The 20,122-nt window shown below is 60.6% G+C and carries 24 protein-coding genes; 20 read left to right on the top strand and 4 right to left on the bottom strand.

What is annotated here, in order from left to right; translation table 11 throughout:
* The first annotated feature begins 9 nt into the window (after window positions 1-9).
* The 4 genes from G0D83_RS10300 (at window position 10) to G0D83_RS10285 (ending at window position 3,834) form a co-directional block, all read left to right on the top strand.
* Complete coding sequence (locus tag G0D83_RS10300; protein WP_110506225.1) at window positions 10-1,368, top strand: multicopper oxidase family protein; 1,359 nt, start codon at window positions 10-12, stop codon at window positions 1,366-1,368.
* A 47-nt stretch (window positions 1,369-1,415) separates the two neighbouring features.
* Complete coding sequence (locus tag G0D83_RS10295; RefSeq protein ID WP_089852425.1) at window positions 1,416-2,105, top strand: copper-binding protein; 690 nt, start codon at window positions 1,416-1,418, stop codon at window positions 2,103-2,105.
* Between the two features lie 86 nt (window positions 2,106-2,191).
* Window positions 2,192-2,722: a plastocyanin/azurin family copper-binding protein gene (locus G0D83_RS10290; protein ID WP_071974103.1), complete on the top strand. Its 531-nt coding sequence runs from the start codon at window positions 2,192-2,194 to the stop codon at window positions 2,720-2,722.
* Window positions 2,723-2,874: 152 nt separating this feature from the next.
* Window positions 2,875-3,834 (top strand): IS481 family transposase, encoded by a 960-nt coding sequence (locus G0D83_RS10285; protein ID WP_164193016.1) that lies wholly within the window; start codon window positions 2,875-2,877, stop codon window positions 3,832-3,834.
* Here the strand turns inward: G0D83_RS10285 and G0D83_RS10280 are convergent.
* Window positions 3,831-6,089 (bottom strand): heavy metal translocating P-type ATPase, encoded by a 2,259-nt coding sequence (locus G0D83_RS10280; RefSeq protein ID WP_235958027.1) that lies wholly within the window; start codon window positions 6,087-6,089, stop codon window positions 3,831-3,833. The genes G0D83_RS10285 and G0D83_RS10280 overlap by 4 nt on opposite strands.
* Window positions 6,090-6,360: 271 nt before the next feature.
* On the opposite strand from G0D83_RS10280, the gene G0D83_RS10275 reads away from it, so the two are divergent.
* Window positions 6,361-7,107: a hypothetical protein gene (locus tag G0D83_RS10275; protein ID WP_235958025.1), complete on the top strand. Its 747-nt coding sequence runs from the start codon at window positions 6,361-6,363 to the stop codon at window positions 7,105-7,107.
* 119 nt (window positions 7,108-7,226) lie between these two features.
* Here G0D83_RS10275 and G0D83_RS10270 read toward each other — a convergent pair whose 3' ends face one another.
* From G0D83_RS10270 to G0D83_RS10260, 3 genes are all read right to left on the bottom strand, one after another.
* Window positions 7,227-7,454 (bottom strand): hypothetical protein, encoded by a 228-nt coding sequence (locus tag G0D83_RS10270; RefSeq protein WP_009503808.1) that lies wholly within the window; start codon window positions 7,452-7,454, stop codon window positions 7,227-7,229.
* 167 nt (window positions 7,455-7,621) lie between these two features.
* Window positions 7,622-7,879: a helix-turn-helix transcriptional regulator gene (locus tag G0D83_RS10265; RefSeq protein ID WP_164193010.1), complete on the bottom strand. Its 258-nt coding sequence runs from the start codon at window positions 7,877-7,879 to the stop codon at window positions 7,622-7,624.
* 124 nt (window positions 7,880-8,003) lie between these two features.
* On the bottom strand, window positions 8,004-8,255 hold the full coding sequence (locus G0D83_RS10260; RefSeq protein WP_072794323.1) for a hypothetical protein: 252 nt from the start codon (window positions 8,253-8,255) through the stop codon (window positions 8,004-8,006).
* A 210-nt stretch (window positions 8,256-8,465) separates the two neighbouring features.
* Here G0D83_RS10260 and G0D83_RS10255 point away from each other — a divergent pair, with 210 nt between their 5' ends.
* The 15 genes from G0D83_RS10255 (at window position 8,466) to G0D83_RS10190 (ending at window position 20,053) form a co-directional block, all read left to right on the top strand.
* Entirely contained in the window at window positions 8,466-8,834 is a 369-nt protein-coding gene (locus tag G0D83_RS10255; protein ID WP_089963164.1) for a hypothetical protein, read from the top strand.
* 43 nt (window positions 8,835-8,877) lie between these two features.
* Window positions 8,878-9,498 carry a lytic transglycosylase domain-containing protein gene (locus G0D83_RS10250; RefSeq protein WP_164193006.1) on the top strand — a complete coding sequence of 207 codons (621 nt, stop codon included), beginning with the start codon at window positions 8,878-8,880 and terminating at the stop codon, window positions 9,496-9,498.
* A gap of 107 nt (window positions 9,499-9,605) precedes the next feature.
* Complete coding sequence (locus tag G0D83_RS10245; RefSeq protein WP_087213113.1) at window positions 9,606-9,890, top strand: TrbC/VirB2 family protein; 285 nt, start codon at window positions 9,606-9,608, stop codon at window positions 9,888-9,890.
* Complete coding sequence (locus tag G0D83_RS10240) at window positions 9,883-10,161, top strand: VirB3 family type IV secretion system protein (RefSeq protein WP_164193003.1); 279 nt, start codon at window positions 9,883-9,885, stop codon at window positions 10,159-10,161. Before G0D83_RS10245 ends, G0D83_RS10240 begins: the two co-directional genes overlap by 8 nt.
* On the top strand, window positions 10,151-12,514 hold the full coding sequence (locus tag G0D83_RS10235) for a type IV secretion system DNA-binding domain-containing protein (RefSeq protein WP_164192999.1): 2,364 nt from the start codon (window positions 10,151-10,153) through the stop codon (window positions 12,512-12,514). Before G0D83_RS10240 ends, G0D83_RS10235 begins: the two co-directional genes overlap by 11 nt.
* A complete protein-coding gene (locus G0D83_RS31875; RefSeq protein WP_203595582.1) occupies window positions 12,511-12,678 on the top strand; it encodes a hypothetical protein in 168 nt (55 codons plus the stop codon). The genes G0D83_RS10235 and G0D83_RS31875 overlap by 4 nt, the downstream gene beginning before the upstream one ends.
* A 55-nt stretch (window positions 12,679-12,733) precedes the next feature.
* Entirely contained in the window at window positions 12,734-13,822 is a 1,089-nt protein-coding gene (locus G0D83_RS10230; protein ID WP_164193161.1) for a lytic transglycosylase domain-containing protein, read from the top strand.
* Window positions 13,822-14,631 (top strand): type IV secretion system protein, encoded by an 810-nt coding sequence (locus tag G0D83_RS10225; RefSeq protein WP_164193158.1) that lies wholly within the window; start codon window positions 13,822-13,824, stop codon window positions 14,629-14,631. The genes G0D83_RS10230 and G0D83_RS10225 overlap by 1 nt, the downstream gene beginning before the upstream one ends.
* Before the next feature lie 14 nt (window positions 14,632-14,645).
* Window positions 14,646-15,302 carry a virB8 family protein gene (locus G0D83_RS10220; protein WP_164192996.1) on the top strand — a complete coding sequence of 219 codons (657 nt, stop codon included), beginning with the start codon at window positions 14,646-14,648 and terminating at the stop codon, window positions 15,300-15,302.
* Window position 15,303: 1 nt separating this feature from the next.
* Complete coding sequence (locus G0D83_RS10215; RefSeq protein ID WP_164192993.1) at window positions 15,304-15,999, top strand: TrbG/VirB9 family P-type conjugative transfer protein; 696 nt, start codon at window positions 15,304-15,306, stop codon at window positions 15,997-15,999.
* The gene (locus tag G0D83_RS10210) at window positions 15,996-17,375 is read left to right on the top strand and encodes a TrbI/VirB10 family protein (RefSeq protein WP_164192990.1); all 1,380 of its coding nucleotides are present in this window, start codon (window positions 15,996-15,998) and stop codon (window positions 17,373-17,375) included. Before G0D83_RS10215 ends, G0D83_RS10210 begins: the two co-directional genes overlap by 4 nt.
* A 4-nt stretch (window positions 17,376-17,379) precedes the next feature.
* Window positions 17,380-18,366 (top strand): ATPase, T2SS/T4P/T4SS family, encoded by a 987-nt coding sequence (locus G0D83_RS10205; RefSeq protein ID WP_164192987.1) that lies wholly within the window; start codon window positions 17,380-17,382, stop codon window positions 18,364-18,366.
* On the top strand, window positions 18,363-18,557 hold the full coding sequence (locus G0D83_RS10200) for a DUF4177 domain-containing protein (RefSeq protein WP_164192984.1): 195 nt from the start codon (window positions 18,363-18,365) through the stop codon (window positions 18,555-18,557). Before G0D83_RS10205 ends, G0D83_RS10200 begins: the two co-directional genes overlap by 4 nt.
* A complete protein-coding gene (locus G0D83_RS10195) occupies window positions 18,554-18,964 on the top strand; it encodes a hypothetical protein (RefSeq protein ID WP_164192981.1) in 411 nt (136 codons plus the stop codon). The genes G0D83_RS10200 and G0D83_RS10195 overlap by 4 nt, the downstream gene beginning before the upstream one ends.
* 12 nt (window positions 18,965-18,976) lie before the next feature.
* Window positions 18,977-20,053, top strand: a complete 1,077-nt coding sequence (locus tag G0D83_RS10190) for a type IV secretion system protein (RefSeq protein WP_164192977.1) — start codon at window positions 18,977-18,979, stop codon at window positions 20,051-20,053.
* Window positions 20,054-20,122: the final 69 nt, after the last annotated feature.

Here is a 20,122-nt window from a genome sequence, read left to right as displayed (position 1 = left end):
GGAACTGACATGTTGAACAGACGTCAATTACTCGGAGCCGGCGCCGCAGGTGCAACGCTGGTCTCTTCAAAAGCCTGGGGTCAAACCCTGAACATGGGCCTCCCCGAAGCCGCGCAGATGGACAGTGCGGCAACGGCGATTACGGCGCGTCCGTCGTCAGGGCCGGACTACACACCTGTGGTCACGCTGAACGGGTGGACCCTGCCGCACCGGATGAACAACGGGGTCAAGGAATTTCACCTCGTCGCCGAACCGGTAGAGCGCGAACTTGCAGACGGCATGATTGCGCATTTGTGGGGTTACAACGGCCAGTCCACCGGTCCAACGATCGAAGCAGTCGAAGGCGACCGGGTCCGCATCTACGTCACCAACAAGCTGCCGGAAGGCACCACGGTGCATTGGCACGGGCTCATCCTGCCCTCGGGCATGGATGGGGTCTCCGGGTTGAGTCATCCCAGCATCCCGCCAGGAAAAACGTTTGTCTACGAATTCGACTTGGTGAAGTCCGGCACGTTCATGTACCACCCCCATGGCGACGAAATGACCCAGATGGCGATGGGGATGATGGGCATGTTCGTGGTCCATCCCAAGGATCCCACCTTCATGCCGGTGGATCGCGATTTTCTGATCATGCTGAATGCCTTTGACATCGATCCCGGCACATACGTGCCCCGCATCATGACGATGACGGACTTCAACCTGTGGACGTGGAACAGTCGGATCTTCCCCGACATCGATCCGCTGGTCGTGAACAAGGGCGACAAGGTGCGAGTACGCGTCGGCAACCTCACGATGACAAACCACCCGATCCACATGCATGGCTATGACTTCAAGGTCACCTGCACGGATGGTGGCTGGGTGCCGCCAGAAGCGCAATGGCCGGAGGTCAGCATCGACATCCCCGTGGGCGCGATGCGCGCCTATGAGTTCGTCGCAGACCATCTGGGTGACTGGGCGATTCACTGCCACAAGTCGCACCACACGATGAATGCCATGGGTCACGATGTGCCGACGTTCATCGGGGTCAACAAGAAGCCGCTGACCCAGAAGATCCGTCAGTTCCAGCCGGAATACATGCCCATGGGCATGTCCGGCATGGGGGACATGGCGAAAATGGAAATGCCGCTGCCTGACAACACGATCCCGATGATGACGGGTTGGGGGCCCTACGGCCCCATCGAGATGGGCGGCATGTTTTCGGTCGTAAAGGTGCGGGACGGCATCGACGCGGACGATTACTCCGATCCCGGCTGGTACGAAAATCCTCCGGGCGAGATGGCCTACGAATGGACTGGCGAATTGCCCGAGTTCGCCTCGAACAACAGTCCCAAGACCATTCTCACACCAAAACCAAACTCGGAGGGCTGAACGGCCCTTCGTCGACTCCAACCAAACCAAACCTACAGGAAAACCAAATGAAAAAACTTCTTCTGAGCACCTCTCTCGTCCTTTTCGCTTCAACGGGGGCTTTCGCTGACGTTGGTCATGCCAAAATGGCCGTCGGTATGCCCGGCCATACGGCAAAAGTCGACCGGTCGATTGATGTAACCCTGCTTGAAAACGACGAAGGCGAAATGCTGATCGAGAGTGAGGAGATGACCATCAAGCAGGGTGAAACCATCCGCTTCAACATCACGAACAAGGGTGAGCTGGAACACGAGTTTGTTCTCGACACGCTGGAAAATAACGCCGAGCACAAGATCGAAATGGCCAAGATGGACATGGAACACGACGACCCGAACCGTATCCGTCTTGATCCGGGTGCCACGGGCGAGGTCGTCTGGACGTTCGCGAATGCTGGTACGTTCGAAGCCGCGTGCCTGATCCCGGGTCACTACGAATCCGGAATGCACCGTGCGGTCTCAGTGGGGGACCAGATGGCTCAGGCTGATGTGGAATATACGAGCGGGACCATCAAGAAGATCGACGCCAAAGCCGGCAAGGTCACAATCATCCACGGCCCTCTGGTCAACCTCGATATGCCCGCGATGACGATGGTGTTCCGCGCGGACGAAGCGATGATGGCCAAGATGGCGGAAGGTCAGGATATCGAGTTCGTTGCCGACCGGGTCAAGGGCAAGCTTACTGTCACGCAGATGAAGTGAAGATAGACAATGGGGCCGAGGCGAACACGCCCGGCCCCAACGCTTTGAGGCAATAAAATCAAGCGTTAAGGAGGTAGCCGAGCAGTATGAATTTCCTGATAATCTGCACCACCGCCCTTGTGCTCGTCTTTCCGGCTTTCTCAGTGAACGCTTCCAGTGGCAAAGGCCAGCAACCTCATGCGCGGGCCTTTGAATTGCCTGGCCATGATGCGATCGGGAAGCCCGGTGTCGGTTCCTCATTCGACCGGACGATCGAAATATCCATCAGGGAGACAGAAAGCGGATACATGCTTTTCGAGCCGGACGCGATCCAGATTGAAAAGGGATCGGTCGTTCGGTTTTTGATTGGCAATACGGGCGCTCTGGATCACGAGTTCTTTCTCGGCTCCTTTGACGAAATTGCGAAACATCAGCAGTGGATGCGCGAACACCCCGATATGCAACATGATCGCGCCAACTCGGTTTTGATCCCAAGTGGACAAAATGCCGACCTGATCTGGGAGTTCTCCGATATGACAAACCTGGAGTTCGTGTGCTTGATACCCGGCCACCGGGAAGCGGGCATGTGGGGCGTCATCATCGTGCACGATCACCTTGCGCCGAAATCCAAGGGTTAGAGTTTTTGATGTCACTCCTGGACAGGTATCACGTGCTTGTACACAACGTATCTGCCGCGTTTGGGTACGACTACAGCGATGCGACGGCAGACTGGGTGTTTGATCCCACGGTTTGATGGTGTGATCCTTTCGAAGGAATGGAAGGATGCCCTATGGGACAAGTTCGTCACGGAAGCGCCACGACCACGTACGCCGTCAGAGCAGCAATACAGCGATCGCAAGCTTCGCTCGCGGCGCTGAGCCGGGAGTTCGGGATCAATCCCAAGACGGTTGCGAAGTGGCGCAAACGGCAGACGGTCGAGGATCTCAAGACCGGCCCAAAAGAGCCTCGCTCGACAGTCCTCACGGAGGCTGAGGCGGCAGCCATCGTCGCGTTTCGGCGCCACACGCTGCTGCCGCTTGATGACTGCCTTTATGCGCTGCAGCCATCCATCCCTCATCTGACACGCTCAGCGCTGCACCGCTGTCTGCAGCGACATGGCATTTCGCGCCTGCCTGATATCGAGGGCGACAAGCCAAAGCGGTCGAAGTTCAAACGCTACCCGATCGGCTTCTTCCACATAGACATCGCCGAAGTGCAGACTGCTGAAGGAAAGCTCTTTCTATTCGTTGGCATCGACCGCACGAGCAAGTTTGCCGTAACCCAACTCGTCGAAAAGGCTGACAGGAAGACAGCTTGGGAATTCCTGCAACACATGCTCGAGGCCGTGCCATACCAGGTCCACACCGTCCTCACTGACAACGGCATTCAGTTCGCTGAGCAGCCTCGGAACAGGAATACTGCCTATTCTCGGCCCATGCGTTTCGACATGATCTGTGAGGCCAATGGGATCGAGCACCGGCTGACCAAGCCCAACCATCCTTGGACCAATGGACAGGTCGAACGGATGAATCGCACGATCAAAGAAGCGACCGTAAAACGCTTCCACTACGACACCCATGAGCAGCTGCGGACGCACCTTGCAGACTTCATGGCGGCTTACAACTTCGCTCGCAGGCTCAAGACCCTCAACGGGCTCACACCCTACGAATACATCTGTAAGATCTGGACTTCAGAGCCGGACAGATTCATCTTGAACCCGATCCACCAGATGCCGGGACTGAACACCTAAAGCCTCAATCGCCGTAGTCTGAGCGCGTTCGCGATGACCGAGACCGACGAGAGGCTCATTGCGGCGGCGGCGAACATGGGCGACATCAACAGCCCGAATACTGGGTAGAGCACGCCCGCGGCTAAGGGCACACCGAGCGTGTTGTAGGCAAAGGCCCAGAACAGGTTCTGGCGTATGTTACGGATCGTCGCCACGGCCAGCGTCCGTGCCTTGACGATACCGTTCAAATCGCCGCGCAAGAGAGTGATGCCCGCGCTTTCAACCGCCACGTCCGCACCCGTGCCCATGGCAAGGCCGACATCCGCTGCCGCGAGGGCAGGCGCGTCGTTGACACCATCGCCGGCCATGGCGACCTTTTTGCCATTCGCGTGAAGCTCGTCCACCAGTGCCTTTTTGTCTTCCGGGAGAACGCCGGCCCGGACTTCGTCGATGCCAAGACGCTGCGCCACAGCCCTTGCTGTGCGTTCGTTATCACCCGTAGCCATGATTATCCGCAGGCCCGCCTCGTGCAATTCCTTGATGGCCTCGGCCGTCGTTTCCTTGATCGGGTCGGCGACCGCGACGATGCCGGACAGTTTTCCGTCTATGGCCACGAACATGGCCGTCTTGCCTTCGCTGCGCAGAACATCCGCTGCCTCCTCTGCTGCGGAGGTGTCGAGGGACATGTCGCGCATCATCGCGGTGTTGCCAAGCGCGACGGCTCGGCCCGAGACGGTTCCGCTCACACCCTTGCCGGTCACGGCTTCGAAGTTCTCGGCATTGCCGACTTTGATACCTCTCTCTTTCGCGCCTTCGACGATGGCCTCTGCCAGCGGGTGCTCGGAGCCTTTTTCCAAGGTAGCCGCGAGGGTCAGAATGGTTTCTTCGGACTCGTCGTCCAAAGCGTTCACATCGGTTAGCGTCGGCTTGCCTTCGGTCAGGGTGCCGGTCTTATCGACGATCAGCGTATCGACCTTGGCCATGCGTTCCAGCGCTTCGGCGTCCTTGATCAGGACACCCGCCTGCGCACCGCGACCTGCGGCCGTCGTGATCGAAATCGGGGTCGCCAGACCCAGAGCACAGGGGCAGGCGATGATCAGCACTGACACCGCCGAGGCGATAGCAAAGACGAGTGCCGGTTCGGGCCCGAAGCCGAGCCAAGCGGCGAAGGAAAGGATGGCGACCACGACAACGGTCGGCACGAAATAGGAAGAAACCTGGTCCGCGAGCCCCTGGATCGGTGCACGGGATCGCCGCGCGTTCGAGACCATCTCGACGATCTGACTCAGCATCGTGTCGGCCCCCACTCGGGCGGCTTCTATGACAAGCGAGCCGTTCTTGTTGATCGTGCCGCCGGTGACCGTATCGCCGGGGCCTTTTTCGACTGGCATTGGCTCGCCAGTGATCATGCTCTCGTCGATGGAAGACGTGCCGTCAATGACCTTGGCGTCGACGGGGACCGCGTCGCCCGGGCGAACCCTTAAGCGATCTCCCTCCACGATGTTTTCCAGCGGTGCGTCGTATTCGGTGCCGTCGGGCAGGATACGCCGCGCGGTTTTCGGCGTTAGATCGAGCAGTGCCCGGATGGCATCGCCGGTCCGTTCACGCGCCCGCAATTCCAGAACCTGCCCGACGAAAATCAGAGTGATGATGACGACGGCAGCTTCAAAATAGGTGCCGACACCCGCGCCCATTCGGTACTCGTCCGGAAACACACCAGGAAGGAACGTGGCGACCAGCGAATAGAGATATGCCGCGCCGACACCAATCGCGATCAGCGTCCACATGTTGGGTGAGCGGTTCACGATCGACGCCCAACCCCGCACGAAAAACGGCTTCGCCGCCCACAGCACGATCGGCGTCGCCAACACAAACTCGATGTATGTCGCCAGCCGATGTCCGATCCAGTCCCGGACCGGCAAACCGACCAGCTCTCCCATAGTCAGGATAACCAGAGGAACGGCCGCGGCGGCACTGATCCACATTCGGCGGGTAAAGTCGGTCAGTTCTTCGCTGGGTTCATCCGACGGCACCATCGGTTCAAGCGCCATGCCGCAGATCGGACAGGCGCCGGGCTCGTCACGAACTATCTCGGGGTGCATTGGGCAGGTGTACTGAGTCCCGGCTTTCGGGGTCATGCTGTGATCCGATGCCGTACCTGAGGCATAGTAGATCGGATCGGCCTCGAACCTGGTCTGGCACTTATCGGAGCAGAAGTAGAAGGTTTCACCGTCATAATCCGCCTGACGGGCCTCCGGAGACATAGTGACGGACATGCCGCAAACTGGATCCTTGGCCTGATCGGATGACCGCTCTCGCGGGTGCGGTTCTGTTACCTGTATCATGCTCTAGCCCTCCAAAATGATGCCAACTCCTAAGATGGGGCTTCCAGCAACTGGAAGGTCAAGCTTGGATTGCTGATTAGCGAAGGAAAGCTGATTGATACTACCAATATATTACATAAACTTCATTATGCGTATTTATACTAAGTGTTGCGAAAGTATATTATCGTATGTATGCTGAGACCTATCACATTAGGACTTCAGCATGCGTCATTTACTCAAGAAGCTCCTCCCCTCGTTCGCAGTCGCTTTGACTGTGACAAGTACGTGGCTGCCGATGCCCGCCCGCGCGCAGACGTACCCGATCGATTGCGCGATCCTTCTGTGCCTGTCTGGCGGCTGGCCTGCTTCCGTGCCATGCGCCAGAGCTCGAGCCGAATTCATCCGACGCATTACGCCTTGGCCGGTGGAACCTCCGCTTCAAATCTGGCGCTGTCCTATGGGCGCTTCCTTTGAGACCGCTCCAGCACCAAACAGTTCAGACCGCATCTTTGAAGCGTTCTTCCAGTACAACGGCACTGGTCCGCGACAATCCTTTCCAGCGCACGATACCGCTGACCCAATTGCGGCCGCTTGGCGCACCTCAGAAGCCCCAGACTACCTTGTTCCCGCCGAGCAGGCCCTCCGGGTCGTTCAAGATCGCGCGGACATTGATATCAGCGGACCTGAGTTCAACTTCGTGCGGTCCATCCGCGTCTTTGATGTCCGGTATGCGCGACAGCACGAATCCGGACGCGACGGCGATTGCAACCGTAGTGCCACCGTGGTCCTCGGCACATATGGAACGCAAGGTGACTTCGCCTGGCAGAGGTCCTCCATAACCGCCCTACCAGCCGCCCATGCCGGTCTCGAACGATGGGGCCAGAATTGCCCCGGTATCTATCATCGATCCGTTTTCGTCGACTGGCGTGACTACGAGGGCAACTACGGCTTTGAACAGGTGAACTACTGAACTTACGCAAAATGGCTCGGACTGTAAGATTGGTTTCTTGGACATGTGTAATGCCACCTCGCGCGTTAGTCATCGCAGTGCGGTTTGGCATTTCGGCAAACGCCGCAGGGTAGCCCTCCTCACCCGCCCTCGTCTCTTCCGATCCGCATGAGCGCCTCGAAGTCGATTTCTTGCTTCTGTTCGTCACTTATATCCGGCCGGATTTTCGATACCGGCTGGGGTCCATGGACGTCCCACATCACCGCGTGTGCGCCTGTAGTCCAGCTATAAACCCAACCAACAACGCTGCGCCCGTCGGTCCCGATCAGATTGGCAATCGCGACGCCTTCACCATTATCATCGTCCACTGTTTACTGACTTCCTGCACTTTGGCGCTGCAATCGCGGCATCGTGTTCCCAGGCTTCGCCTGCACAGCATGACGCAATTGGTGGATGTTGGCTAACTGCTCTTCCTTGAGGTAGCGGATTTCACGAAGGGACATCCAAAGCGGTACGCCCCAAATCTGCATTTTTCTCAAATTCTATGGTCGGGCTCCGTGGCGGCTTCAACGATCGCGAGAACCTCGTAGGGGTCAAAGCCGATGGCGCGGGCGAGGACGACCAGTTCGACGACGTCGACTCGGCGCTGGCCGCTTTCAAGGCGGGCAATGAGGGATTGGTGGCATCTGAGCTTAGTCGCCAATTCAGCCTGTCCAAGGCCTGCCTTGATTCGGGCGTCGACCAACGCCTGGCAGAGTGCCACCTGTCCCGTGCTTCTGATTGTCTTTGCCACGCGTCACATACCTTTTGTGACGTCGCTAGCGGATGAAATCTGTTATCTAAAAAGTAGATATATGAGGGTGTTATCGGCGTTTGGTTTCCATGGGCTGCAAGTCTGATGCTCCCGAGGTCGCCCATCAATCCCCTACCAATTGTAGAAATCGGCCATAGTCCTCGCTGACTTCGCGCGCTTCCTCGAAAGCGCGGGCGCGTTCGCTGTCGAGGCAACGGAAGTAGCTCTGGATATCCTGGATGTAGTTTTCGAAATCGCCACGGATGATGTCCGCATAGTCCCGCGCCGCCTGCGAATCGCTTGGCAGGAAAGGACGGGCCGGGGCGAAGCAGGATTCCGCCAAAACCGGCCCGGGAACGCAGATTAGAAGGACTATAGCTTGCAATGGGAGCAGGCATGTCAACCTTGGGTTTCTCAAACCTGTTATCTCCTTGATCGCGGACACTGGCCGTGACTAGTGTTTGCGTGACCAAACTACAGCTAAAGCACGATATTACATCTTGCGGTTGATAGTATACTATCGTAACTCTGGGCTTCAAGTGGGAATGCCTGGGGTCGCGCCATTGGAGAAAGCGTGAGCCGGGCCATGAACTGGGACATCGAAGCACCAAATGTGGTTACGGAAGCCAGGTTCCGCGAGCTCGTGGAAAGCGGCTATAGCGCAGAAATCCTGTGCCAGGAGTCGGCACATAAGAAAGGCCCCAGCTATTACGGGGTCTGGATCATGCGCGTTGTCTCTGACGAAGGCGTGGAAAAGCTCCTCGTCACCGCCCGCACGCGGACGACCTACAACGATATCAAGATCCGCGAGTTCAAGACGATCTCCGGCGTGGTGTCATTCTTCATTGGCCTTGGCTTTGCGCATGTCGACCTGCCGCTTGAGGCGGGTACGAGCCGCACGCATAAACTCGCCCCGCCAGACAAAGCCCCATCAGACAAGGGCGCTGGCAACTAACCTTGTCTGCCTCTGGCTGGTCGCCGCGCCAGCCTCAGCGCAAATGGTCCTGGTCATGGAGAGCGACGGCTCTCTGACCCCATCCCGGTCTCAGAGCGGTTTTGCCCGGAACTACAATGACGGCGTTGGTCAGGGATCGGCGTCCGATGGTCTGGCCATTCTTGGTGAGACTGAAGCGGCTTCCGAGCCTGACGCGCTGAGGTTTGCGGCGTTCGCCCAACCAGCACCCCTGCCCCGCGCAGACGTTCTCTCGGGCATCGAGGCAACGGCCTTGCGCTATGCCGGCCACCCCGGCCTGCGTCGCGCGGAGCTTTCCGTCACGGATTGGCTGGCTCTCTACCGGGCCAATATCGAGGTTGAGAGCGCCTACCGGCAGGATGCGGTCTCCCGCGCGGGCGCTATCGGCCTTGGCCAGCTAATGCCCGCCACTGCCCGTGATCTCGGCGTTGACCCACGTGATCCGCTGCAGAACCTCGACGGCTCCGCCCGCTACCTCGCGATGATGCTGGAGACGTTCGGCGATCCGCATCTGGCGCTGGCGGCCTACAACGCGGGACCGGACGCCGTGCGCCAACACGGTGGCATTCCCCCTTACCGAGAAACCCAGAACCACGTGGCCCGCGTCGTGGCCGTCGTGGCCCGATTGGAAGGATCAAATTCATGATGTCCCAACCTTTTTGGAAATCATTCCTCAAAACACTTATCGCCAATGTCACGAGAGCGCGCAGCGCGGCAGTGCATTGGCGATACCGCTTTTTCCAAACAAGTTGGATTTCGCACCTATTCGTCGCCTCGCTGGCGCTATTCCTGCTGATTGCCGAACCCGCCCTCGCCCAGAGCATTGATCTCTCCCCGATCCAGAGCCTGTTGCAGGGCATCGTCGATGCGCTGACCGGCCCACTTGGCGTTGTCATCGCGACGCTTGCCGTTCTCGGGGTCTTTCTCAGCTGGTTCTTCAACATCATCGATCTGCGCCAGGCGCTCTGGGTCCTCGTGGGCATCGCTGGTGTTGCCGCCGCCCCCACCATCGTTGCCGCGGTCTTTGCCGGTGGCTGAGCGCGCGCCTCTCTTTCTCGGCCTCGTGCGCCCGCCGAAGCTTTTGGGCCTGCCCATCATGTATGCGATGGTCTGGCTCTTCGGCTCGGTGCTTCTCTTCGTCTGGGTCCAGCACATCGGGGCGCTGGGCGTGGCCGCCCTACTCTACCCGGTTCTCTGGAAAGCTGCCGATTGGGATCCGCGCTTCATCGATGTGATGATGACGGCACTGCAGGAAACGCCACCCACGCGAAACCGCAGCATCCATGGCGGGGACAGCTATGCCCCGTGATGCAGCGCTCGATCCGCGCACGATGACGCCGGAGTGGTATGCGCGCGAGACCCGCCTTGCGCATATGCTGCCCTATGTGAGCCTCGTCGATGACCAGACCGTGCGGACCCGGGTCAACGAGCTCTTCCGCTGCATCCGGCTCGAGGGGATCAACAGCTACACGACGGACGATGCCTATCTCGACAAGGTGACAGCACTTTTTGCCCGCATCGTCGCGCAGCTCGGTCCGGAATTCAGCTATTACGTCCACAAGGTCTCCAAGGCCATCAAACCGGATCTCGACCCGATCCGTGAGGACAGCTTCACGGACGAGGTGGACCGGCGCTGGCGCGCGAAACTCGAGACCAGCGGGCTCCGCGACAAAACACTGACGCTCACCGTCATTCACCGCCCGCCCCCCAAAAGCCTCTTGCCGTTCCTCAGCCGCAGCGCGCCGGACCGACTGAAGGAGGAGACCCGCAAACGCCTGCAGCGCCTCGGTGAGGCCGTGAACGTCTTTCTCTCGGGGCTCACCGAGCTCAAGCCGCGCCTGCTGTCAGCCGGATCGGGAGAGTTGGTGGGATTTCTGGGCGCGCTCAACACGGGCACCGAGCTGCCGCTCTACCCGGCCAACACCTACGGCTTTCTGTCCTTCAACGTCGCCAATACCCGCGTGACGTTTCACGGCGACCATTTCGAGCTCTCGGAAGGCGTCGTGGGCCACCGCTACGGCAAGAGCTTCACCATCGGAGAATACTCGGAAGGCACCTCCTGCACCATGTTCGACATGCTGAACCTGCCGGTCGACATGATCGTGACGCACTCCTTCACGCCGATCAATTCGAACCTCATGGCGGGCCGCATCAAACGGCAAAAGCGCCAGATGCAGGCCAGCCAGGATGCGGCCCTCTCCCTCCTGGAAGCCCTCGACATCGCCGCCGATGATCTCGAGGCCAAGCGCCAAAGCTTCGGCGAGCATCACATGGTCGTGACGCTCTTTTGCGACACGCTCGAAGAGCTGCAGACCCTCAGCGCGGAGATCGTGAACGCCGCCGCAACCGAAGGCGTGAAGATGATCGGCGAGCGGGTCGCCGCAAAGGCCCATTACCTCAGCCAGCATCCCGGCAACCAGCCCAAGCGCGTCCGCGCCAGCGCCGTCACCAACCGCAACTTCGCGGATTTTGCGGCTTTCCACCGGACACAGCTCGGCAAACCTGCAGCACTTACCCCCTGGGGCCGGGTCGTCACATATTTGCCCACGCCGGAGCAGAGCGCCTACCGGTTTTCCTATCACGAGCAGGGATCGCCCGACAAAGAACCGACCAGCGGCCATACCCTGATCATGGGGCGGCCCGGGTCCGGCAAATCGGTGCTGTCAGCCTTTCTGATGACCCAGGCCCGTCGCGCAGGGGCGCGGATCTTCGTCTTCGATTACCGTCTTGGCATGGAGATGGCGGTGCGCGCCAATGGCGGGCGCTACGCCTCCCTGAACGCCGGCCAGCCCACGGGTCTCAACCCGCTCTGGACAGAGACCGATGCGCGCGGCACCGCCTGGCTCTCGGACTGGCTTGCCACGCTACTTTACCGCGCCGACAAACCCCTGACCCCGGCGCAGACCAACCGCATCCAGGAAGTGGTGCGCCAGAATGCCCAGGCCACCAATCCGGCCCTGCGGAACTGGCGGGATTTCGCATCGCTTTTTGTGTCTACGGATGACGGCGGCGATCTGCACCAGCGCCTGCTCGAGTGGACCGAAGACGGCCGCTACGGCTGGATCTTCGGGCAGAGCCTTGAGGACACTTTTTCACTCAAAGGCGATGTGGTGGGCTTCGATCTGACCGGCATTCTCGACAGCGAGGCCGACAAGGAACGGATGGCGATCCTGTCCTATCTTTTCCGCCGGGTCGAGCGCGAGATCGAGGACCGCCGCCCCACCATCATCGTGATCGACGAAGCATGGAAGGCCCTCGACAACGCATATTTCGCCGCACGGCTGTCGAACTGGCTGGTGACCGCGCGCAAGCAGAACACCGTCGCGGTGATGATGACGCAATATGCCAGCCAGCTTGAGCGCACCCGGACCGGCAAGACCATCGTCGAAGCCGTTCCGACGCAGATCCTGCTGCCCAATATCCGCGCGCAGCCTGCGGACTACGCCATGCTGAACCTCACGGAGAAGGAGCTCGACGTCCTTCTCAACACGGGCAGCAACAGCCGCCTCGCACTGATCCGCGACGATCAGGGCTCAATCGTCGTCGATGCCGATCTGAGCACGCTTGGACCCAATCTCACCATCCTTGGCGGCATGGAGAAAGGCGAGGCGCTCGTCGGCGCCGATTACCGCGACCGCCCTGATTTCTGGAGGCTTTCATGATCCGTACCCTGTTTCTTCTCACCGCGCTCTGCGCTTTGGCCTCCTGCGCCCAGTATCAGGAACCGCAGGCAAACTGCTTCACCTTCCTGGCCTCGACAGCCCCTGTCGCGCCTGATTGCACCTTCACGCCTCTAGATGCGCCGGAGGGCGACATTGAAGTCTAGCCTGCCTCATATCCTGGCACTTTGCCTGCTGCCCAGTCTGGTCGCCGCACAAGGCGTGCCTACCAATGACAGTGGGCTGACCGCGCGTGATATCGTCGAGACCGGCGATCGCGAGGCAGACTTGGCCCTTCAGGCCGACAAGCTTGCCGTGCGCGAACTCATCGCCGAGATCGAACGGGAGCAGCTGGAAACCCTCCGACGCATCCTCGATGCCCAGACCAGCTTCGGCGGTCAGGGCTTGCCGGCTATGGTCTCGGGGCTGGAAAGCGGCAGCGGCGATCCCGACCGCGCCGTGGAAGCCGTCTATGGCACGGGAGAAATCGATCCCAATCCCGGCGGCGCACAGATGTTCGGGGATGCGTCTGAGACCATCGAGCAGCTCATCATCCGCGTGGCTCAAGAAACCAGTGGCTTTGCGGGTGTTGGCCGCGCAGGGCTCTCCCCCGTCCAATGGCGCGCGTTGCTGCAAGCGCTGATCTGGCAGGAAAGCCGGTTTACGATTGGGGCACGGTCTCCCGTTGGCGCCTATGGTCTCACCCAGATCATGCCTGGCACGGCCAGCGATCTCGGCATCAACCCAGAATACTATGACAGCCCCTATCTGCAGGTGCATGGCGGCGCGCGCTATCTCGCAACCCAACTGAACACATTCGATGGCAACATCATCAACGCCCTCGCGGCCTATAACGCCGGACCCGGCCGGGTTTTCGAGTATGGCGGCGTGCCACCCTTCCGCGAGACCCAGCACTACGTCCAGGTGATCCCCGAACGCTATAACCTCTATTTGACCCGTATCGGCGGGATCGAAGCGCTTGGCACGATCGACCCCGCGCTTCTGGCCAATGCCAACCTCTCGCTCACTGGGCACGGCGCGGCCTTCTATGGCAACAACTCACCCGCCGCGATCAGACAAGCCGCCCTGCGTATTGCGGATATCGTCGAACGGATTTCCGAGACCGAGGATGTGCAGGAGAGCGTTGCGCTCAACACTTATGCCCGCGCCGAACTCGTGCGTCTCGTGGCCGCCCGCATCCGGCTTCAGGCCGCCCGCACCCGCGTACTCTCCGCCGAAGAGCTGGCCCAGGCCAGCGCCCGCATGGCCGAAGGCGCGTTCATGGATTTTACGATCAGGGAGATTGAATGATGGGACATCTGCTCTTGAGGACAGCTTTGGTCACAACGCTTGGCATTGGCTTGCAGTTCAGCGCACTACCCCCTGTCGCAGCACAAGGCGTGCCAGTCGTCGATACCCAGAACATCGCGCAAAACATCCAGCAGCTCCGGCAGATGATCGAAGACGAGATCCTGCAAAACGAGCAGCTGACGCAGCTCCGCGAACAGCTTGCCACACTCACGGATCAACTCGCGGAGCTGCAAAGAACCTATGAAGCGCTCACCCGACTTGCCGAGCTTCCCGAAATCATCCGGACGGAAATGGAAGACGAGTTGAACGGTCTGCTCGACCAAGAGTTCGGGGACATCCTCGCCACGATTGAGGCGATCAAGAATGGGGATTTCTCGGGCCTGTCCGGTTCTGGCGCAGGCGAAATCGAAACCCAGATGGACCGGGTGCTGGCCGATCTCGGCTTCGATGAAGACACCCTCTCGGAAATGGCCACCAGCGGCAATCCCGGGGCCAACCGCGTGGCGACGCAGGCCACGACCGGTGCGCTCGTCTCGGCGGCGGCCCAGAACAGCTATGAGGATGCCGGCCAATCGCTCGAGCGGGTAGACCGCCTTGTCGGGCTCATCGACGACATGGAAGAGCTCAAGCAAAGCGTCGATCTCAACACGCGCGTGACAGCTGAATTGGCCATCGCCCTCGTGGCAATGTGGCAGCTGGAAGCGATTCAAACCGTGGGCGATGGCACGGGCGGCGTGATCGATGCCGCCACCATCGCCGAAGAGCAGCGCTTCATGGATTTCACGTTACCGGACCTCCGGGCAGACTGATCGTGGGGGCATGAATGGTGGCGAGTGAACAAGAGATCATCGAGGAAGAACTGGTCTACGGTGCCCTGCGCCGTGAACGGCTTTGGCAGCGTCTTGGCCTGATAGGCCTTGTCTTCGGCATCATCGGCTGTCTGAGCGCGGCAGCTGTCTCGATCCTCGATGTCGATCCGCCCCCCGTCGTTGTCCCCTATGATCCCGCCACCGGCTTTGCACTCCCCGAGGCCTCCGTTGGGGCCACATCCGTCACCGCCAACCAGGCGATCATCGAGGCTGAGGTCTTCCGCTATGTGACCGACCGGGAGGTCTACAATCAGCTCGACAACGATCTGCGCATCCGCAGCGTCCTGCGCCGCTCGGACGGGGCCGCCGAAAGCGGGCTGCGCCAGATCTGGAACAGCGCAAATGAGACCTATCCGCCGACCGTCTATGGCCCCAACGCCAGGCTCGACGTGGAAATTCTCAGCATCAACCGGATCGGCAGCAACCGCGCCACGGTGCGCCTGCGCAAGCGTCTGACCTCCATCAACGGCACCCAAACCGGGCTCTTCACCGCGACCCTTCTCTTCGAGTTCCGTCCCGAAACCCGTCGTTCCATCGATGAGGTCTGGACCAACCCGTTTGGGTTCACTGTGCTCGAATATTCCATCCGCTCCGACAGATTGGAGAATTAGTTTGATCAATAAGTTCTTTGTTGCTGCCATATTTGTTTTGCTGCCCGGCCTTGCCTTTGCCGAAGCGATCCCGCGCGGTGGTCCAAATGACAGTCGTGTGCGGCTGGCCACCTACCAGGAAGGCCAGGTCTACCGCATCAGCGTCTCGCTCACCCATGTGACGACGGTCGAGTTCGGCGAGGGCGAAAGCATCCGCTCGATCATCGCGGGCGACACCGAGGGCTTCGAGATCGACGGCGTCCCGGGCGGTCAGGCCTTCGCGATCAAGCCTGTGGCGCGCGGGGTGCATACCAATGTGACAGTCTATACGAACCGCCGGAGCTACTACTTCAACGTCCAGGAGGTCCGCAGCCCAACCTTCTACGTGGTGCAGTTCCGCTATCCGGAGGACGATGCGCGCCCGACCCGGGCCATCGCGGCCCAAGCCCCAAACTACAATTACGGTGCCAGCGCGCGGACCGAGTTCACGCCCACCCGCATCTGGGATGACGGGACGTTCACCTATTTCGCGTTTCCAAGAAACGCCCCTGTGCCCGCGATCTTCCGCTACGCGGGCGGCCGTGAACGCACGGTCAACACGCAAACCCCTGAGGACGGCGTGATCCGCGTCAGCGGCATAAACCGCCAATGGGTCCTGCGACTGGGCGAAGAGGTGGTCTGCATCGAGGCAATCCCGCCCGCGGAGGCCGCCTCATGAGCGATACCGAGAACACCGAGCTGGAAAAACGCCTCGCCGCCCTTGAGAAAGGCAATGCGCGCACCCCCTCGGCGGCGCAGCGACGATCGCCCCTTCTCGCGCTGATCGTGGTCCTCGTCATCGTCGCGGGTGGTGCCCTGCTTTATCTCCTCTCACAGCCCGACGAAGAGGAAGCCTTGCCGACGGCCACCCCGGACGTCTTCCAAAACGAGGGGGACGGCTTTGGCGCTATCGAGACCTTGCCCCCGCCCGAGCCCGAGGTTGTGTTTGTCGGACCGGATCCAGTCGCGCCCAACGCGGAGCTTCTGGCGCAGATCACCGCGCTGCAGGCTCAGATCGAGGAATTGCGCAACGCCCCCGAACCGGTCGTCGAGGAAGACACCGCCGCCGCAGAGGCGATCGACGCGCTGACCGCCCAGATCGCTGCGCTGCAAGCCGCCTCGGAAGCCGCACAGCAACGATTTCAGGACGAACTGACGGCGCGGGATCGCAGCCTTGAGCAATTACGCATGGATCTGGAACTGGCCCAACTCGAGGCCAATCGCCCGCAACCCGCCCCAGCGGGCCCCACGGAAGATGAGCTGCGCGCACGCGAGCAAGAGCGACTGCGCCGCGAGGAAGAAGCCCGGCGCATGGCCGAGCTGGAGCGCCGCGCAGGGGAGGAACGCGCCTTTCAGGAGCGGCGCATCGCCTCGCCCACCATCGCTTTTGGCGGTGCCTCCGGAGCGAATGAAACGGCTCTGACCGAACGCACTTTTGGCGAGGTGACAGATTTCGTGCTGAACGGTGCGTTGCCTTCCACCGTGACGCAAGCCGAGGTGATCGCCAATCCCTCCAACACGATCATCCAGGGCACCATGATCCAGGCCGTCATGGAAACCGCTCTCGACAGCTCACTGCCTGGCCAGACCCGTGCCGTTGTCTCCGAAGATGTCTACAGCGTCGATGGCGCGCGCCTCCTGATCCCGCGCGGATCCCGTCTCATCGGGCGCTACCGCGCCGGCGTCGATATCGCGCAGCGCCGCGTCACGATCGCCTGGGATCGGATTATCCTGCCCGACAACCAGACCGTCCAGATCAGTTCATTCGGGGGTGATGAACTGGGCCGTTCTGGCGTCACGGGTTTCGTGGACACACGCTTCGCCGAGCGTTTCGGGTCGGCCGCCCTGATCTCGCTGATCTCCGCCGCGCCAAGTGCCGCCGCCTCCGAGGTCCAGGATGAGACTGCCGCCGACGTTCTCGAAGACGTTGGCGATGATCTGGCAGATGCCACGGACAGCGTCATTGGCGATTACCTCTCCATCGGCCCCGTCATCTATGTCGACCAGGGCGCCCGCGTCACGGTCATGGTCGACCGCGATCTGGAGATATTCTGAGCCCATGTCGCTGAGCTATCTCGAAACCTCCCTGGACCGGATCAACGCCGCCGCTCGCGACGATGTCATCGAGATTTGCATCAACCCAGACGGAACCTGCTGGGGCGAATTCCAGGGCGATCACTTCATGCGCGCGCTGGATCAAAGGCTGACGGGCGTTCAGGTCAGGGACCTTGGCAACCAGATCGCGTCCTCTGCCAACACCACGATGAGCAAGGACCGCCCCATCGTCTCGGTCTCGATCACCTACAAGGGTCGCCCGATCCGCGCACAGGTCATCACCCCGCCTGCCGTGCTCTCGGCCATGTCGATTAGCCTGCGGTTCTTCTCAAGCCTGCCACTCGACGGCATTGCGCTCGATTTTCTCTACGGCCAGGAGCGCAAGCTCGAAGACCTGCGCATCGAAAAGAAGCACGCCTTGCGCGCCGTCGTGGCAGCGGGCGTGATCGATGACGCGCTTGCCTTCTGCGTCGAGAACAAGCTCAACATGATCGTCTCGGGCGGCACCTCCACCGGCAAGACGGTTGCAGCGCGGAAAATCCTCTCTCATGTGCCTGCTGAGGAGCGCATCGTCACTATCGAAGAAGCCGCCGAGCTTCTTCCGACCCAGCCGAATGCCGTGACCCTCATCGCCAATCGCGACGCGGAATTCCAATCCGCCGATGTGCTTCTCACCGCCACGCTGCGCATGCGCCCCGACCGGATCATCCTCGGCGAGGTGCGCGGCAAGGAGGCCATGACCTTTCTGGAAGCCATCAACACCGGCCATGGCGGCTCGATGACCACGCTGCATGCCGAAACCCCGCAACTCGCCGTACAGCGGCTCGCGATCGCTGCACTCAAGACCGAAATCCCGATGACCTATGCCGACATGATCCAGTACATCGAAAATTCCATCGATGTGATCATCCAGGCCGGTCGCCATGACGGCAAACGCGGCATCACGGAATTCTACCTCCCCGGCGCAAATCAGATCGGAGCTTCCCAATGAAGACCTTTGAATATGAAATCCTCAGTTTCCCCATGACCCGCAAGACCAGTCTCGCCGACATGCAGGCCAGCCTGAATGCCAAAGGTGCGGAAGGCTGGGAGGTCGTGTCGATCAGCTCTTCGGAATTCGCCAATGTCGGGCACACCGTCTTCCTGAAGCGTGAGACCACACCCGCTGGAGTCACGACATGAGGCGGGCGCGTTGCCTCGCCTTGGCTGCGCTGGCCCTAAGCTTGACGCCGACCCTCGCCGTTGCCGAGCGCAACCTAGTGCCAACCCTCGATCGCAGCTTTGACGTCTGTCCGAACCGGCCCGCTGAACCCGTCTGGATGCAGGAGATCCCCCTGCGCCAAGCCTATCAGCGGGTTCTGGTTCAGGACATCTATCGCGCCCAGAATCTCGAGCGGGTCGTCGAGATCGGCAACTGCGACTGCGCGACCCGGTTCCCCTCTTGGGACGCAGCCGAGGCCGAGTTTCATGAGAGCTACGCGAGCGACGAACGATGGGAAATGCTGCAAGCCTCGGACGCCTACAACCGCCGCGCCAACGCCGCCCGTCCGGAAGCCCAGGCCATCTGCGACGTCGCGGGCAATTGGTAAGGAAGCCCCGCGATGAGCGTCGTCACCTATTTCGTTGAAACCTCCCAAGCCTATCTCGACACCGCTGCCGAAACCCAGTTTGGTGCGGTTGCGGCAACGGTCGGCACGCTCCTGGTTTTGGGGACAACGCTGGTGGTGATCCTCGTCAGCATCAACATGATCTATCAATATCGGGCCATGGATGGGCACACAGCCTTCTGGCTCGCGGTCAAGATCGGGCTCATCGGGATATTCGCGACCAATTGGATGCAGTTCAACGCTTTCTCGTCTGCCATTCTCTATGGGATCGACAGTATCGCGGGCGCGCTCGTGGCCTCCGTCGGCGGCGGCAGCCCGGGGCCTTCTGGAACTTTCGCTGAAGAATTCGACCGGCTGATCGCCGAGCTCGGCGATTACCTGAATGCCGCCGGGTCCGAGCTGAACTGGATGGCTGGCGCCATGCTCGACATCGTCGGTGTGCTTCTGCTCTCGATCCTCGGCGGACTGGCCGCCTTCATCCTCGTGGCCTCCCGACTGATGATCGCGCTTCTGATCGGGATCGCCCCGGTGATGATTTTCCTGACCCTCTTCGAGGTGACCAAGGATTATTTCGCGCGCTGGTTATCCGCGCTTATCTCATTCGCGATCTACCCTATCGTGGTCGCAGGGGTCTTCGCGACCATCACCGGGGTGGCCTCGGCTCTCATAGGTGAGTTGGGTGATCCGGAAGGGGCTTCCAACATCGGCGCGCTCATACCCTTCTTTATGATGGTGCTCATGGCCAAAGGGTTCATAATCGCAACACCCTTCATCGTCCGCGCGATTTCCGGCAACATCATGATGCCCGCCCTCTCCGGTGGCCTCGGCGGCGGATACAATTTTGCCCGCGCCGCCATGGGCAGCCAGCAGGCCTACAACCGCTACCTGATCGGAGGCGCAAGCGGTGCGGAATACGCAGCCCTCAGGGCGCGGCAGTTCTTTGGCGTGCAGCAGATGCCGGCGAGGCAAGGCATGGGTCAGACGGGTTCCACAGGCGGCACAGGGTCCGCAGACTCAGGGTCAAAAATGCTAGCGCAGCTGGCGAGATTGGGTCGACTGGGGCGACGGTGACGGTGACGGTGACGGTGACGGTGACGGTGACGGTGACGGTGACGGTGACGGTGACGGTGACGGTGACGG

The sequence above is a fragment of the Salipiger sp. PrR003 genome, assembly GCF_010500785.1.
Taxonomy (GTDB): domain Bacteria; phylum Pseudomonadota; class Alphaproteobacteria; order Rhodobacterales; family Rhodobacteraceae; genus Salipiger; species Salipiger pacificus_A.
This window is presented reverse-complemented; position numbering and strand designations above follow the sequence as displayed.

Bases quoted from the DNA above. Each gene is read 5' to 3' on its own strand.
- G0D83_RS10300 (WP_110506225.1), top strand. From the start codon at position 10: ATGTTGAACAGACGTCAATTACTCGGAGCCGGCGCCGCAGGTGCAACG.
- G0D83_RS10295 (WP_089852425.1), top strand. From the start codon at position 1,416: ATGAAAAAACTTCTTCTGAGCACCTCTCTCGTCCTTTTCGCTTCAACG.
- G0D83_RS10290 (WP_071974103.1), top strand. From the start codon at position 2,192: ATGAATTTCCTGATAATCTGCACCACCGCCCTTGTGCTCGTCTTTCCG.
- G0D83_RS10285 (WP_164193016.1), top strand. From the start codon at position 2,875: ATGGGACAAGTTCGTCACGGAAGCGCCACGACCACGTACGCCGTCAGA.
- G0D83_RS10280 (WP_235958027.1), bottom strand. From the start codon at position 6,089: ATGTCCGTCACTATGTCTCCGGAGGCCCGTCAGGCGGATTATGACGGT.
- G0D83_RS10275 (WP_235958025.1), top strand. From the start codon at position 6,361: ATGCGTCATTTACTCAAGAAGCTCCTCCCCTCGTTCGCAGTCGCTTTG.
- G0D83_RS10255 (WP_089963164.1), top strand. From the start codon at position 8,466: ATGAACTGGGACATCGAAGCACCAAATGTGGTTACGGAAGCCAGGTTC.
- G0D83_RS10250 (WP_164193006.1), top strand. From the start codon at position 8,878: ATGGTCCTGGTCATGGAGAGCGACGGCTCTCTGACCCCATCCCGGTCT.
- G0D83_RS10235 (WP_164192999.1), top strand. From the start codon at position 10,151: ATGCCCCGTGATGCAGCGCTCGATCCGCGCACGATGACGCCGGAGTGG.
- G0D83_RS31875 (WP_203595582.1), top strand. From the start codon at position 12,511: ATGATCCGTACCCTGTTTCTTCTCACCGCGCTCTGCGCTTTGGCCTCC.
- G0D83_RS10225 (WP_164193158.1), top strand. From the start codon at position 13,822: ATGGGACATCTGCTCTTGAGGACAGCTTTGGTCACAACGCTTGGCATT.
- G0D83_RS10220 (WP_164192996.1), top strand. From the start codon at position 14,646: ATGGTGGCGAGTGAACAAGAGATCATCGAGGAAGAACTGGTCTACGGT.
- G0D83_RS10210 (WP_164192990.1), top strand. From the start codon at position 15,996: ATGAGCGATACCGAGAACACCGAGCTGGAAAAACGCCTCGCCGCCCTT.
- G0D83_RS10205 (WP_164192987.1), top strand. From the start codon at position 17,380: ATGTCGCTGAGCTATCTCGAAACCTCCCTGGACCGGATCAACGCCGCC.
- G0D83_RS10200 (WP_164192984.1), top strand. From the start codon at position 18,363: ATGAAGACCTTTGAATATGAAATCCTCAGTTTCCCCATGACCCGCAAG.
- G0D83_RS10195 (WP_164192981.1), top strand. From the start codon at position 18,554: ATGAGGCGGGCGCGTTGCCTCGCCTTGGCTGCGCTGGCCCTAAGCTTG.
- G0D83_RS10190 (WP_164192977.1), top strand. From the start codon at position 18,977: ATGAGCGTCGTCACCTATTTCGTTGAAACCTCCCAAGCCTATCTCGAC.